12 protein-coding genes are annotated in these 13,729 nt (G+C 67.2%); 9 read left to right on the top strand and 3 right to left on the bottom strand.

Translation table 11 applies throughout. The features are described from left to right. The first annotated feature begins 1 nt into the window (after position 1). The 9 genes from MBR110_RS03035 (at position 2) to MBR110_RS02995 (ending at position 11,597) form a co-directional block, all read left to right on the top strand. The gene (locus MBR110_RS03035) at positions 2–1,339 is read left to right on the top strand and encodes a glutamine synthetase family protein (RefSeq protein ID WP_011886233.1); all 1,338 of its coding nucleotides are present in this window, start codon (positions 2–4) and stop codon (positions 1,337–1,339) included. Positions 1,340–1,376: 37 nt separating this feature from the next. After that, positions 1,377–2,810 (top strand): aspartate aminotransferase family protein, encoded by a 1,434-nt coding sequence (locus MBR110_RS03030; RefSeq protein WP_011886234.1) that lies wholly within the window; start codon positions 1,377–1,379, stop codon positions 2,808–2,810. Between the two features lie 61 nt (positions 2,811–2,871). After that, positions 2,872–3,987 carry a polyamine ABC transporter substrate-binding protein gene (locus tag MBR110_RS03025; protein ID WP_175994308.1) on the top strand — a complete coding sequence of 372 codons (1,116 nt, stop codon included), beginning with the start codon at positions 2,872–2,874 and terminating at the stop codon, positions 3,985–3,987. A gap of 190 nt (positions 3,988–4,177) precedes the next feature. Then, on the top strand, positions 4,178–5,332 hold the full coding sequence (locus MBR110_RS03020) for an ABC transporter ATP-binding protein (RefSeq protein WP_014723792.1): 1,155 nt from the start codon (positions 4,178–4,180) through the stop codon (positions 5,330–5,332). 10 nt (positions 5,333–5,342) lie between these two features. Continuing rightward, on the top strand, positions 5,343–6,329 hold the full coding sequence (locus MBR110_RS03015; RefSeq protein ID WP_041493993.1) for an ABC transporter permease subunit: 987 nt from the start codon (positions 5,343–5,345) through the stop codon (positions 6,327–6,329). Next, positions 6,326–7,165, top strand: a complete 840-nt coding sequence (locus MBR110_RS03010) for an ABC transporter permease subunit (RefSeq protein ID WP_011886238.1) — start codon at positions 6,326–6,328, stop codon at positions 7,163–7,165. Before MBR110_RS03015 ends, MBR110_RS03010 begins: the two co-directional genes overlap by 4 nt. Positions 7,166–7,263: 98 nt before the next feature. Further along, complete coding sequence (locus tag MBR110_RS03005; RefSeq protein WP_011886239.1) at positions 7,264–8,856, top strand: DUF3138 family protein; 1,593 nt, start codon at positions 7,264–7,266, stop codon at positions 8,854–8,856. Positions 8,857–8,968: 112 nt separating this feature from the next. Then, positions 8,969–10,273: an NAD(P)/FAD-dependent oxidoreductase gene (locus tag MBR110_RS03000; protein ID WP_011886240.1), complete on the top strand. Its 1,305-nt coding sequence runs from the start codon at positions 8,969–8,971 to the stop codon at positions 10,271–10,273. A 22-nt stretch (positions 10,274–10,295) separates the two neighbouring features. Continuing rightward, positions 10,296–11,597, top strand: a complete 1,302-nt coding sequence (locus MBR110_RS02995) for an NAD(P)/FAD-dependent oxidoreductase (protein ID WP_011886241.1) — start codon at positions 10,296–10,298, stop codon at positions 11,595–11,597. Positions 11,598–11,722: 125 nt separating this feature from the next. On the opposite strand, the gene MBR110_RS02990 is transcribed toward MBR110_RS02995, so the two are convergent. The 3 genes from MBR110_RS02990 to MBR110_RS02980 are packed head-to-tail and all read right to left on the bottom strand — an operon-like array spanning position 11,723 to position 13,597. After that, entirely contained in the window at positions 11,723–12,397 is a 675-nt protein-coding gene (locus MBR110_RS02990; protein WP_011886242.1) for a DUF799 domain-containing protein, read from the bottom strand. 10 nt (positions 12,398–12,407) lie between these two features. Next, positions 12,408–12,863, bottom strand: a complete 456-nt coding sequence (locus tag MBR110_RS02985) for a DUF4810 domain-containing protein (RefSeq protein ID WP_011886243.1) — start codon at positions 12,861–12,863, stop codon at positions 12,408–12,410. A 56-nt stretch (positions 12,864–12,919) separates the two neighbouring features. Continuing rightward, positions 12,920–13,597: a CsgG/HfaB family protein gene (locus MBR110_RS02980; protein WP_011886244.1), complete on the bottom strand. Its 678-nt coding sequence runs from the start codon at positions 13,595–13,597 to the stop codon at positions 12,920–12,922. Between the last annotated feature and the right edge of the window lie 132 nt (positions 13,598–13,729).

The raw sequence follows: 13,729 nt of genomic DNA, 5'->3' as shown, positions 1-13,729 counted from the left end.
CATGCAAGACATCGAAGACTTTCTGAAGCAGCACCGGATCACCGAGATCGAAGCGATCATCCCCGACATGGCCGGCATCGCACGCGGCAAGATCACGCCGCGCAACAAGTTCACGTCCGGCGAATCGATGCGGCTGCCGCAGGCCGTGATGGTGCAGACGGTCACCGGCGAATATCCGGAAGACGGTTCGCTGACCGGCGTGACCGACCCCGACATGGTGTGCGTGCCCGACACGTCGACCATCCGCCTGATTCCGTGGGCCGTCGATCCGACCGCGCAGGTGATCCACGACTGCGTGCACTTTGACGGCTCGCCGGTCGAGATCTCGCCGCGCTACGTGCTGCGCCGCGTGCTCGAGCTGTACAAGGCGAAGGGCTGGAAGCCCGTGGTCGCGCCCGAGCTGGAGTTCTACCTGGTCGACATGAACAAGGATCCGGACCTGCCGCTGCGTCCGCCGGTCGGCCGCACGGGCCGCCCCGAGACGGGCCGCCAGTCGTATTCGATCGAGGCCGTCAACGAGTTCGATCCGCTGTTCGAGGACATCTACGAATACTGCGAAATGCAGAACCTCGACATCGACACGCTGATCCACGAAGTGGGCGCCGCGCAGATGGAGATCAACTTCATGCACGGCGACGCGCTGTCGCTTGCGGACCAAGTGTTCCTGTTCAAGCGCACGGTGCGCGAGGCCGCGCTGCGCCACAGCATGTACGCGACCTTCATGGCCAAGCCGATGGAAGGCGAGCCGGGCTCCGCGATGCACGTGCACCAGAGCATCGTCGACGAGGAAACGGGCCGCAACCTGTTCACGTCGCCGGAGACGGGCGGCGCGACGTCGCTGTTCTACAACTACCTCGCCGGGCTGCAGAAGTACACGCCCGCGCTGATGCCGATCTTCGCGCCGTACATCAACTCGTATCGCCGGCTGTCGCGCTTCATGGCCGCGCCGATCAACGTGCAGTGGGGCTACGACAACCGCACGGTGGGCTTCCGCATTCCGCATTCGGGGCCGGCCGCGCGCCGCATCGAGAACCGCATTCCGGGCGTCGACTGCAACCCGTATCTCGCGCTCGCGGCGACGCTCGCAGCCGGCTACCTCGGGATGACGCAGCGCCTCGAGCCGACCGAGCCGCTCGTCAGCGACGGCTACTCGCTGCCGTACCAGCTGCCGCGCAACCTGGAGGAAGGGCTCACGCTGATGGCCGCGTGCGAGCCGCTCGCCGGCATCCTCGGCGACAAGTTCCTGAAGGCGTATTTCGCGCTGAAGGAAACCGAATACGAAGCGTTCTTCCGCGTGATCAGCTCGTGGGAACGCCGTCATCTGCTGCTGCACGTGTAAGCGGCGCACGATCGCATTACGGAAATACGGAGAAAACATGACTTACCGCAACGAATCCGCCTGGGTCCAGCCGGCCGCGCCGGCCACCGCACCGCGCACCACGCAGGCGCGCACGACCGCCGAATACCGCGCGCTCGACGCCGCGCACCACATCCATCCGTTCTCGGACATGGGCGCGCTCAATCGCGCCGGCAGCCGCGTGATCGTGAAGGCCGACGGCGTGTACCTGTGGGACTCGGACGGCAACAAGATCATCGACGGGATGGCCGGCCTGTGGTGCGTGAACGTCGGCTACGGCCGCAAGGAACTCGCCGACGCCGCGTATCGCCAGCTGCAGGAGCTGCCGTTCTACAACACGTTCTTCAAGACCACGCACCCGCCGGTGATCGAACTGTCGGCGATGCTCGCCGAAGTCACGCCCGCGGGCTTCAACCACTTCTTCTATTGCAACAGCGGCTCGGAAGGCAACGACACCGTGCTGCGCCTCGTCTATCAATACTGGCGCGTGCAGGGCAAGCCGCAGAAGAAGTACGTGATCTCGCGCCACAACGGCTATCACGGCTCGACGATCGCCGGCGCGACGCTCGGCGGGATGGACTACATGCACGAGCAGATGCCGTCGAAGGTCGAGCACATCGTGCACATCGATCAGCCGTACTTCTTCGGCGAAGCGCAAGCGGGCGAGACGCCCGAAGCGTTCGGCCTCGCCCGCGCACAGCAACTGGAGGCGAAGATCCTCGAGCTCGGCGCGGAGAACGTCGCCGCGTTCATCGGCGAGCCGTTCCAGGGCGCGGGCGGCGTGATCTTCCCGCCGTCGACGTACTGGCCGGAGATCCAGCGGATCTGCCGCAAGTACGACATCCTGCTGGTCGCCGACGAAGTGATCGGCGGCTTCGGGCGCACCGGCGAATGGTTCGCACACCAGCACTTCGGCTTCGAGCCCGACCTGATCACGATGGCCAAGGGCCTCACGTCCGGTTACGTGCCGATGGGCGCGGTCGGCATTCACGAGCGCGTCGCGCGGCCGATCATCGACAACGGCGAGTTCAATCACGGCCTCACGTACTCGGGCCACCCGGTCGCGGCGGCCGTCGCGGTCGCGAACCTGAAGCTGCTGCGCGACGAAGGCATCGTCGAGCGCGTGAAGCGCGACACGGGCCCGTACTTCCAGGCGCTGATGCGCGACACCTTCGCGCAGCATCCGATCGTCGGCGAGGTGCACGGCCAGGGGATGGTCGCGAGCCTGCAGCTCGCGCAGGCGCCGGCCGAGCGCCGCCGCTTCGCGAACGGCGGCGAGGTGGGCACGATCTGCCGCGACTTCTGCTTCAACGGCAACCTGGTCATGCGTGCGACCGGCGACCGGATGCTGCTGTCGCCGCCGCTCGTGATCTCGCGTCAGGAAATCGACGAACTCGTATCGAAGGCGAAGAAAGCCGTCGATGCAACCGCCCAGCAGCTGGGCCTTTCGTAACGGCTTTGACTACGGGCGTGCGGCGGGCGCCGCACGCCGCCATAACCAGGGGAACTCCACCATGCGTGCCTGCTTTCTTCGCCAAGCCTGTTCCATCGCGGCCCTCGCCGCCGCCGCCGCGTTCACGTCGGTCGCCAGCCCGTGCGCCCACGCGGACGAGCTGAACGTCTACAACTGGTCCGACTACATCGCGCCGGACACGATCCCGAACTTCCAGAAACAGACCGGCATCCACGTCAAGTACGACAACTACGACAGCGACGACACGCTGCAGGCGAAGCTCCTCGCCGGCAGCTCGGGCTACGACATCGTCGTGCCGACCTCGAACTACATGGCCAAGCAGATCCAGGCCGGCGTCTACCAGAAGCTCGACAAGTCGAAGATCCCGAATCTCGCGAACCTCGATCCGCTGCTGATGAAGATGATCGCCGACGCCGATCCGGGCAACCAGTACGGCGTGCCGTGGGCCTACGGCACCGACGGCATCGGCTACAACGCGCAGGCGGTGAAGAAGGCGCTCGGCGACAAGGCGCCGGTCGACAGCTGGGCGCTGGTGTTCGACCCGGCCAACATGGAGAAGCTGAAGAGCTGCGGCGTGTCGTTCCTCGACCAGGCGGTCGACGTGTTCGCGGCGACGCTGCAGTACATGGGCCGCGATCCGAACAGCAAGAACCCCGGCGACTACCAGGCCGCGTTCGAGGTGCTGAAGAAGGTTCGCCCGTACATCACGCAGTTCAACTCGTCGGGCTACATCAACGACCTCGCGAACAACGACGTGTGCGTCGTGCTCGGCTGGTCGGGCGACGTCGGCATCGCGCATCGCCGCGCGGCCGAGGCGAAACGCTCGTACGACATCAAGTTCTCGAACCCGAAGGAAGGCGGGCTGTTGTGGTTCGACGTGATGGTGGTGCCGAAGGATGCACCGCACCCCGAGGCCGCGATGAAGTGGATCAACTACGTGTCCGACGCGAAGGTCAACGCGGCGATCACCAACACGGTGTTCTATCCGACCGCGAACAAGGCGGCGCACCAGTTCGTCACGCCGGCCGTCGCGCAGGACCCGACCGTCTATCCGCCGGAGGACGTGCTGAAGAAGATGGTGCTGATGAAGCCGATGCCGGCCGACATCCTGCGCCTCGAAAACCGTCTGTGGGCGCAGTTGAAGACGGGCCACTGAGCCGGCTTCGTCATGGCGGCGCACGCGCGTACTGAACGCGTGCCCGCCTGAATCGGCGGACCGTCCGTCCGCCCGCGCGCACCGCGCGCCCGGTTCCATCCGGCACGAGCCGTTCGTCCGCGAGTCGCGTTGCGCGCCTCGTGCGGGGACGCTCATGCCTGCAATCCGTGAAGAACGAATGGTGAATCCCATGCAATCGATACCCTCTTCCGCTGCTGCACGCCAGGCCCAGCCGGCCGCCGTGGCCCGTTCGAAGAACGACGCGTTCGTGCGCATCGAAAACGTCGTGAAGAAGTTCGGCGACAGCACGGCCGTCGACAACGTGAACCTGACCATCGCGAAGAACGAGCTGTTCGCGCTGCTCGGCAGCTCGGGCTGCGGCAAGTCGACGTTGCTGCGCATGCTGGCCGGCCTCGAGACGGCCACCTCCGGCAAGATCTTCGTCGACGGCGAAGACCTTGCGTCGCTGCCGCCGTACCGCCGGCCGGTGAACATGATGTTCCAGTCGTACGCGCTGTTTCCGCACATGTCGGTCGAGTCGAACGTCGCGTTCGGGCTCAAGCAGGAAGGCACGCCGAAGAACGAGATCAAGGAGCGCGTGGCCGACGCGCTCGCGCTCGTGCAGATGAGCAAGTACGCGAAGCGCAAGCCGCATCAGCTGTCGGGCGGCCAGCAGCAGCGCGTCGCGCTCGCGCGCTCGCTGGTCAAGCGGCCGAAGCTGCTGCTGCTCGACGAGCCGATGTCGGCGCTCGACAAGAAGATCCGCCAGAAGACCCAGCTCGAACTGGTGAACATCATCGAGAAGGTCGACGTGACCTGCGTGATGGTCACGCACGACCAGGAGGAAGCGATGACGATGGCGAGCCGGCTCGCGGTGATGAGCGAAGGCAAGATCGTGCAGATCGGCACGCCCGGCGAAGTCTACGAATACCCGAACAGCCGCTTCTCGGCCGAATTCATCGGCTCGACGAACCTGTTCGAGGGGCGCGTGGTCGAGGACGAACCCGATCACATCTTCGTCGAGAGCGACGACCTCGAGGCGCGCATGTACGTGAGCCACGGCGTGACCGGCCCGCTCGGGATGCCGGTCGGCATCTCGGTGCGCCCGGAGCGCGTGAACGTGTCGCGCGAGAAGCCCGGCTCGCATCACAACTGGGCGCGCGGCGTGGTGACCGACATCGCGTACATGGGCAGCTACTCGCTGTATCACGTGCGGCTGCCGAGCGGCAAGACGGTCGTGTCGAACCTGTCGAGCTCGAACCTGATGCGCGACGACGCGCCGTCGTGGAACGACGACGTGTTCGTGTCGTGGTCGCCGGCGAGCGGCGTCGTGCTGACGCAATGAGGACGCCATGATCAGAACCTCCGCTTCCACTCCGTCCGCGCCGGTTTCCGCCGGCGCGGCCAGCACCGGCGCCGGCCGCGCGCGCCGCAGCCGCTTCGCCGCGCTGTCGCGCCTGCTGCCGTCGGGCCGCAGCGTCGCGATCGGCGTGCCGTTCCTGTGGCTCACCGTGTTCTTCGCGCTGCCGTTCGTGCTGGTGTTCAAGATCAGCTTCGCCGACCAGGTGATGAGCATCCCGCCGTACACGTCGCTCGTCGAGATGAAGGACGGCGCCGTGCACTTCGTGCTGCAGCTGTCGCACTACGCGTTCCTGCTGCAGGACGACCTGTACATCGCGACCTATCTCAGCTCGCTGAAGATGGCCGCGGTGTCGACGCTGCTGTGCCTGCTGATCGGCTATCCGATGGCCTACTACATCGCGCGCGCGGAGCCCGGCCGGCGCAACGTGCTGATGATGGCCGTGATGCTGCCGTTCTGGACGTCGTTCCTGATCCGCGTGTACGCATGGATCGGCATCCTGAAGGACGACGGCCTGCTGAACCACGCGCTGATCGCGCTCGGCATCATCCATACGCCGCTGCGCCTCTATCACAGCGACGCGGGCGTCTACATCGGGATGGTCTATTCGTATCTGCCGTTCATGGTGATGCCGCTGTACGCGCACCTCGTGAAGATGGACCTCACGCTGCTCGAGGCCGCGTACGACCTCGGCGCGAAGCCGTGGGTCGCGTTCACGCGCATCACGCTGCCGCTGTCGAAGAACGGGATCATCGCCGGCAGCCTGCTGGTGTTCATTCCGGCGGTCGGCGAATACGTGATTCCGGAACTGCTCGGCGGCGCCGACACGCTGATGATCGGCCGCGTGATGTGGGACGAGTTCTTCAACAACATGGACTGGCCGATGGCGTCCGCGGTGACGGTCGCGATGGTGCTGCTGTTGCTGGTGCCGATGGCGTTGTTCCAGTACTACCAGGTCAAGGAACTGGAGGAAGCGAAATGATCAAGCCAAGCAAACCGCTGTCGACCGGCGTTCTCGCGTTCGGCTTCCTGTTCCTGTACATCCCGATCATCAGCCTGGTCGTCTACTCGTTCAACGAGTCGAAGCTGGTGACCGTGTGGTCGGGCTTCTCGCTGAAGTGGTACGCGGCGCTGCTGGACGACGACGAGCTGCTGACTGCCGCGTGGCTGTCGCTGAAGATCGGGCTGCTGACGGCCACCGCGTCGGTGGTGATCGGCACGTGGGCCGGCTTCGTGCTCGCGCGCTTCGGCCGCTTCAAGGGCTTCACGCTGTACACCGGGATGATCAACGCGCCGCTGGTGATTCCCGAGGTGATCCAGGGCATCTCGCTGCTGCTGCTGTTCGTCGCGCTCGAGCAGATGTTCGGCTGGCCGAAGGGCCGCGGGATGGTGACGATCTGGATCGGCCACGTGATGCTCTGCGTGTCCTACGTCGCGATCATCGTGCAGTCGCGCGTGAAGGAGATGAACAAGTCGCTCGAAGAAGCGGCGCTCGATCTCGGCGCGACGCCGCTGAAGGTGTTCTTCGTGGTCACGTTGCCGCTGATCTCGCAGGCGCTGCTGTCCGGCTGGCTGCTGTCGTTCACGCTGTCGATCGACGATCTGGTGCTGTCGGCGTTCCTGTCCGGGCCGGGTTCGACCACGCTGCCGCTGGTGGTGTTCTCGCGCGTGCGGCTCGGGCTGAACCCGGAGATGAACGCGCTCGCGACGCTGTTCATCTCGGCCGTGACGATCGGCGTGATCGTCGTCAACCAGATGATGATCGCGCGCGAGCGACGCCGCGTGGCCGACATGAAGGCGGCGTTCGCGGCCGCGTGAGTTGCGTTTCCAGCTGTTCATAACATGACCGCGCGCCGCGCGATGCGGCGCGCAATACAGATCACACATTGACAGGTGCACGACAAGGAGAGTCCGCAATGAAGAAGAAACTGATCTGCCTGCTGGTGGCCGGCGCGTTGCCGGGCGTCGCGCTGGCCGGCTCCACATCCGCCGAGATCAAGGCGCTGCAGGCGCAGGTCGCCGCGCTGCAGAAGCAGATGAAGGCCATGCAGGCGCAGCTCGCCGCGCAGCCGGGCGGCGCCGCGGTCGCCCACGCCGGCGCGGCCGGGGCGGCCGGCTCCGGCGGCACGGCGCGGCCGGCCATCGTGGCGGCCGACCCGTCGTCGCCGGATTACGGCAAGGCGCAGGCCGCGCTGACCAACGACGAAGTCAGCGAAATGAAGCAGCAGATCGCGAACCAGCAGCTGAAGGTCGACTCGCTGACCGACGCGGCCACCACCGGGCCGCTCGCGGGCCTGTCGGTGACGGGCTACCTCGATCCGACCTACATCTACAACCGCGCGGCCGGCTCGTCGTCGTTCCTGTTCGCGAACCACGAGAACGCGTACAACTACTTCAACAGCACGTTCGGCGATCTGTACCTCGACATCAAGAAGACGTTCGGCGTCGGCCCGATGGCGCCGTCGGCCGAGATCACGCTGATGCCGAACCGCGGCAACGGCATCACGCTGCTGCAGAACTCGCGCGGCTCGATCACCGACAACCTGCTGAACACGGCGGTCATCAACGTGCCGATCAGCGCGACCACCACGCTGGTCGCCGGTCTGATCCCGAGCTTCGGCGGCTACGAGGTGCAGCAGTCGAACCAGATGCTCACGCTCACGCACAACCTGCTGTACGACTTCTCCGATCCGGGCAGCTACGTCGGCGCGGGCGCGAACTACACGAAGGGCAACTGGGCGTGGAAGTTCTTCGTCGGCAACGAGCAGTACCGCACCTACGGCTCGGTCACGCAGACGGGCACCAACGCGCTCGGCGATCCGATCACGACCAGCAACAAGGTGCCGACCTTCACCGCGCGCGCGGACTACACGTGGTCGAGCGCGCTCGATCTCGGCGGCTCGATCAACATCGGCCGGCAGACGCTCGCGAGCGCGCTCGACTCAAACGGCGTCGTGCATTACGGGCCGGGCGGCAACGGCGGGAGCGGCTACGGCACGTTCTTCTTCGGCGAACTCGATGCGACCTACATGCTCGCGGACACGCAGTACAACGCCGAGCTCGACTACGGCCAGCAGCAGAATGCGGCGTACAACGGCGGGCTCGCGCAGTGGTACGGGCTGTCGCTGCTCGCGCACCGCAAGTTCAACGCGCCGGTGGTCGGCCGCATGGGCGTGACGCTGCGCTACGACGCGCTCGTCAACAGCAAGAACGGCGGCGGCGGCGGCGGCATCGCGCTGAACGGCAACGGCATGGATCCGTACAACGGCTTCGGCGTGGACGCCGACTGTCTCGCGACGTCGAAGGCGAACGGCGGTCTGGGCTTCGACTGCAAGGGTGCGATCCGTCAGGACGTCGCGCTCGACCTGCTGTTCTATCCGACCCAGCAGATCACCGTGAAGGTCGAATACCGCCACGACTGGGCGAACAACAAGGTGTTCCTGCGCAACGACGGTTCGTACGGCAAGTCGAACGACCTGCTCGCGACGCAGTTCATCTATTCGTTCTGACGCAGGCCGCGCGGGACGCCGTGCCGCGAGCACGGCGTCCCGCGTCATTTCAACCGGCCGGATCGCGGTGCGTCGCGCACCGCCTCCGGCCATCTCCGAGGGAGCCGGTTCGATGCCGCAGTCTTTCACCCGCCGCGCCGATGCGCTCGCGCACGACTCGTATTACGAAGCCAGCGTCACGCGGCCGCCGACCAACGATCCGGTGCTCGACGGCGCGATCGACGTCGACGTCTGCGTGATCGGCGCGGGCTTCGCCGGGCTGTCGACGGCGCTCGAATGCCGCGCGCGCGGGCTGTCGGTCGCGGTGATCGACGCGCACCGCCCGGGCTGGGGCGCGTCGGGCCGCAACGGCGGCCAGGCGATCACCGGCTTCGCCAAGGACGGCGTGATCGAGCGGCAGCTCGGCGCGGCCGGCGCGCGGGCCGCGTGGTCGCTGTCGCTCGACGGCGTCGAGCTGATCGCCGAGCGCATCGCGCGCTACGCGATCGACTGCGACTTCACGCGCGGCTACCTGACGGTCGCGACCAAGCCGCGCCGCGTCGGCGATCTGCGTGCGTGGATGGACGCGGCGCGCACGCGCTGGGGCCACCCGTCGCTGTCATGGCTCGACACCGCCGGGATCCGCGCGCGCATCGCGTCGCCGCGCTATCTGGCCGGCGTTCACGATCCGCTGTCGGGCCATCTGCATCCGCTCAAGTATTGCCTGGGCCTCGCCGACGCCGCGCGGCGCGAAGGCGTCGCGCTGCATGCGCACACGCCGGCGCTCGACGTCGCGCGCGGCGCGCGGCCGGTCGTGCGCACGCCGTCGGGCGAGGTGCGCTGCGGCTTCGTCGTGTCGTGCTGCAACGCGGGGCCGGGCGGCATCCTGCCGGCCGCGACGGCCGCGCGCATCGCGCCGGTCGCGTCGTACATCATCGCGACCGAGCCGCTCGGGCGCGCGCGCGCCGACGCGCTGATCGCGCAGCGCGAAGCCGTGTGCGACAACAACGTCTTCCTCGACTACTTCCGGCTGTCGGCCGACCACCGGATGCTGTTCGGCGGCCGCGCGAGCTCGGCGGGCGCGCCGCCCGAGGTGCTCGCCGAAGCGATCCGCCAGCGCATGACCGGCGTGTTCCCGCAACTCGCCGACGCGCGCGTCGAGCATGCGTGGGGCGGCTTCGTCGACGTCACGCGCAACCGCGCGCCGGACTTCGGCGCGCTCGATCGCAACTTCTTCTACGTACAAGGCTTCAGCGGCCACGGCGTCGCGCTGACCGGCATCGCCGGACGCGCGGTGGCCGCCGCGATCGCGGGCGACACGCGCGCGTTCGACCTGTTCGCGCAGCTGCGCCACCGGCGCTTTCCGGGCGGCGACGCGTGGCGCCAGCCGGCGCTCGAACTCGGCATGCTGTATCACCGCGTGCGCGAGCTGTTCTGAGCCAATCGATCACATCCACATCATGCAGACATTCGCGAACCAGCCCCACGTCGCGTCGTACTACGCGGCGACCGTCAACGATACGACCCGCCATGCGCCGCTCGCCGGCGCGACCGACGCCGACGTGTGCGTGATCGGCGCGGGCCTCACCGGCCTGTCGGCCGCCCTGAACCTCGCGGAGCGCGGCCATTCGGTGACCGTGCTCGAGGCGTCGCGGGTCGGATGGGCGGCGAGCGGGCGCAACGGCGGGCAGCTGATCGGCGGCTTCGCGTGCGACATCGATACGTTCGGCAACTTCATGCCGGACAGCGACGTGAAGCGGATCTGGGAGATGGGACTCGAGACGCTGTCGCTCGTGAAGGCGCGGATCGACAAGCATGCGATCGACTGCGCGCTGGTGCCCGGCTACCTGACCGCGGCGAACACCGAGCGCGACGCCGATGCGCTGAAGCGCTGGCGCGACGAGGCCGCGAAGCGCTTCGGCTACGAGCGCTTGCATTTCGTCGAAGCGGACGCGCTCGGCGACTTCGTGCAGTCGGCGCGCTATCGCGGCGGCCTGTACGACCCCGACAGCGGTCATCTGCATCCGCTCAACTACACGCTCGGGCTTGCGCGCGCGGCGACCGACGCCGGCGTGCGGATCCACGAGGACAGCTGCGTGACGCGCGTGCGCGACGTGGCGGGCGGCCATGTTGTCGAGACCGCTGGAGGCCACGTGCGTGCGCGCTTCGTGGTGCTCGCGTGCAACACCTACGTCGGCACGCTGGCGCCCGCGCTGGCGAAGAAGATCATGCCGGTCGGCACCTACGTGATCGCGACCGAGCCGCTCGGCGACGCGCGCGCCGCCGCGCTGATGCCGGCGCGCGCGGCCGTCTGCGATAGCCGCTTCGTGCTCGACTACTTCCGGCCGGCGCCGGACACGCGGCTCGTCTGGGGCGGCAAGGTCAGCTATTCGACGCGGCCGCCGCGCAACCTCGCGGCCGCGATGCGCGCGGACATGTTGAAGACGTTCCCGCAACTCGCGGACGTGAAGATCGACTATGCGTGGGGCGGTTTCGTCGACATCACGATGAACCGCGCGCCGCATTTCGGGCGCGTGACGCCGACCACCTACTTCGCGCAGGGCTTCTCGGGACACGGCGTGAACACGACCGCGCTCGCGGGCAAGCTGATCGCCGAAGCGATCGACGGCCAGGCGAGCCGCTTCGACCTGTTCGACAAGATCCGCCACCGCGACTTCCCCGGCGGCGCGACGCTGCGCACGCCGGCGCTGGTGCTCGCGATGAGCTGGTACAGGCTGCTGGACGCGTTCGGCGTGCACTGAGCGGCGCGTGCGGCACGCGCTCGCGCTGCAACGCAAAACGGCCGCGCATGCGCGGCCGTTTCATCGGCTATCGCGGCTTCCGCGCAACGGGCAAGCGGGGTTGCCGAGGTGCGGAAGCGCCCCGCTTAGTCGGTGCCGTACTTCGGCGAGTGCGGCCCGTACAGCAGCCCGTTCGGCGGGCCGGCGGACAGCAGGCGGTTGCTGGTCAGCGCGGCGACGTCGTGCGCCTCGTCGGTCAGCGAATGGGCGATCTGCTTGACCGCCGCCTGCACCAGCATCCCGACGAGACCGAACGCGTTGACGTTCACGTTGTTGCCGAGCTCCTTGCCGGTCGCGCGGCCGGCGCCCTGCCACAGCACGTCGCCGGTCCGCAGGTCGACGAGCTTCGCCGACGCCGCGACCACCGTCGTGCTGTCCAGCACCTGGTAGACCGAGCCGTATTTCGTGATCTTCGTGTACAGCGCGGCATCGGCGCCGAAGATCTCGCGCAGCTTCGCCGGCGACGTGCCCTGGATCTCCGCGGCGTTGGTGAGGCCGTTCTGCTTGAACGTCTCGTCCATCACCGCGACCGGCACCACGTAGTAGCCCGACTCGGCGAGCGGCAGCGTCATCTGCGACAGCACGCCGTAGGTCGCGCCGACGTCGGTCGTTTCGTTGATCGGCGGCAGCACGAGGATCGAGCGCGGATGGCTGTTCTTGAACGCCGTGTAGTCGGCGCGTTTGACGGGCTGCGCGCATGCGCTCAGCAGCGCGACGAGCGACAGCACGGACATCAGCTTGAATGAAAGTGTCTTGAACATGGCGGGCGCGTTACTGTTTGGCGGAAGTCGTATCGGCGTTCTTGCGGCCGGCGAGCGTCTGGCCGGCGGCCGACGGGGTCGGCGCGCTTGCAGCCGCGGTGGTCGCTGCGGCGGTCGGCGCGGCCTTCTTCTTCATCAGGAAATCCATGTACGACGCGGATTCCGGGAACAGCGCCTTCTCGGCCTCGAACTCCTGGCCCGCCTGCTGTTCGCTGCCCACGCTCGCGTAGAGCATCCCGAGATGCGCATGGAAGCCGGGCGGCGGCTTGTTGCCCTTCGCACGGATTTCCTGCAGCGCCTTTTCGAGCGCGTCGATCTGCTGTTGCGGCGACGATTGGCCCTTGAAGTATTCGTACACCTGCGGCTGATAGCCGTTCCACTGATAGAGCGGCGGCGTGGTCGGCGCGGCGCAGCCCGCGAGCAGCATGGCGGCTGCCGTCGCCGGCAGCCAGATTCCCCGTTTCATTGTTTGGTCTCTTGTGATTCGATGATTGATCCGGTGCGCCGTACGGCGCACCGCGCTTACTTCGTCGCCTTCAGCACGCCCGCGTCGACCTGGTCGACGAGGTGATTCACGGCTTCCTGGATCGCGAGGTCGAGCACCTTGCCGTTGAGCGTCGAGTCGTAGCCGGCGGTGCCGCCGAAGCCGATCACTTCGCGGTTCGACAGGCTGAATTCGCCGGCGCCCTGGCTCGAGGCGACCACTTCCGACGTCGTCGTGTCGACGATGTTCAGGTTGACCTTCGCGTACGCGACCTGCGTCTTGCCGCTGCCGAGAATGCCGAACAGCTGGTGGTCGCCGACGTCCTTGCGGCCGAACTCGGTCACGTCGCCGGTCACGACGTAGTTCGCGCCCTTCACGGCCTGCGCCTTCTTCATGAAGCCGGCTTCCTGCTTGATCTCGTCGAGGTTCTCGCGATCGAGCACGTTGAAGCGGCGGCTCTGCTGCAGGCGCGTGACGAGAATCGTCTTGGCCTGGCCGCCGAGGCGGTCGATGCCGTCGGAGAAGATCCCGCGCATGTAGCTCGAGCGGTTGTCGAACTTGCCGATCGCGATCGCGACGGGCTTGCCCACATACGGCTTCTGCGCGCTGCTCACGGCAGGCACGTCGAGCGTGCGCGACGATTCGGTCGCGCAGCCCGACAGCGCCGCGACGAGTGCCGCCGCGACGACAACGGTGCGTCGTGTCTGAATGTTCACTGCTGGTCTCCTTGCGAAAAAGATTGCCCGACACGGGCGCGCCGGCTCGCGAGCGAACCGGCGGAGGAAGCGATGGAAATGCCGTGGACGCGCAGCGGCGCGCGCCGCGTCATCGCGGCAATGGCGATAGCG

Origin of the sequence: Burkholderia sp. MBR-1 (genome assembly GCF_013822785.1) — a bacterium.
Lineage (GTDB): Bacteria > Pseudomonadota > Gammaproteobacteria > Burkholderiales > Burkholderiaceae > Burkholderia > Burkholderia vietnamiensis.
The sequence above is the reverse complement of the archived record's forward strand: the minus strand, read 5'-3'. Positions and strand labels throughout refer to the sequence as shown.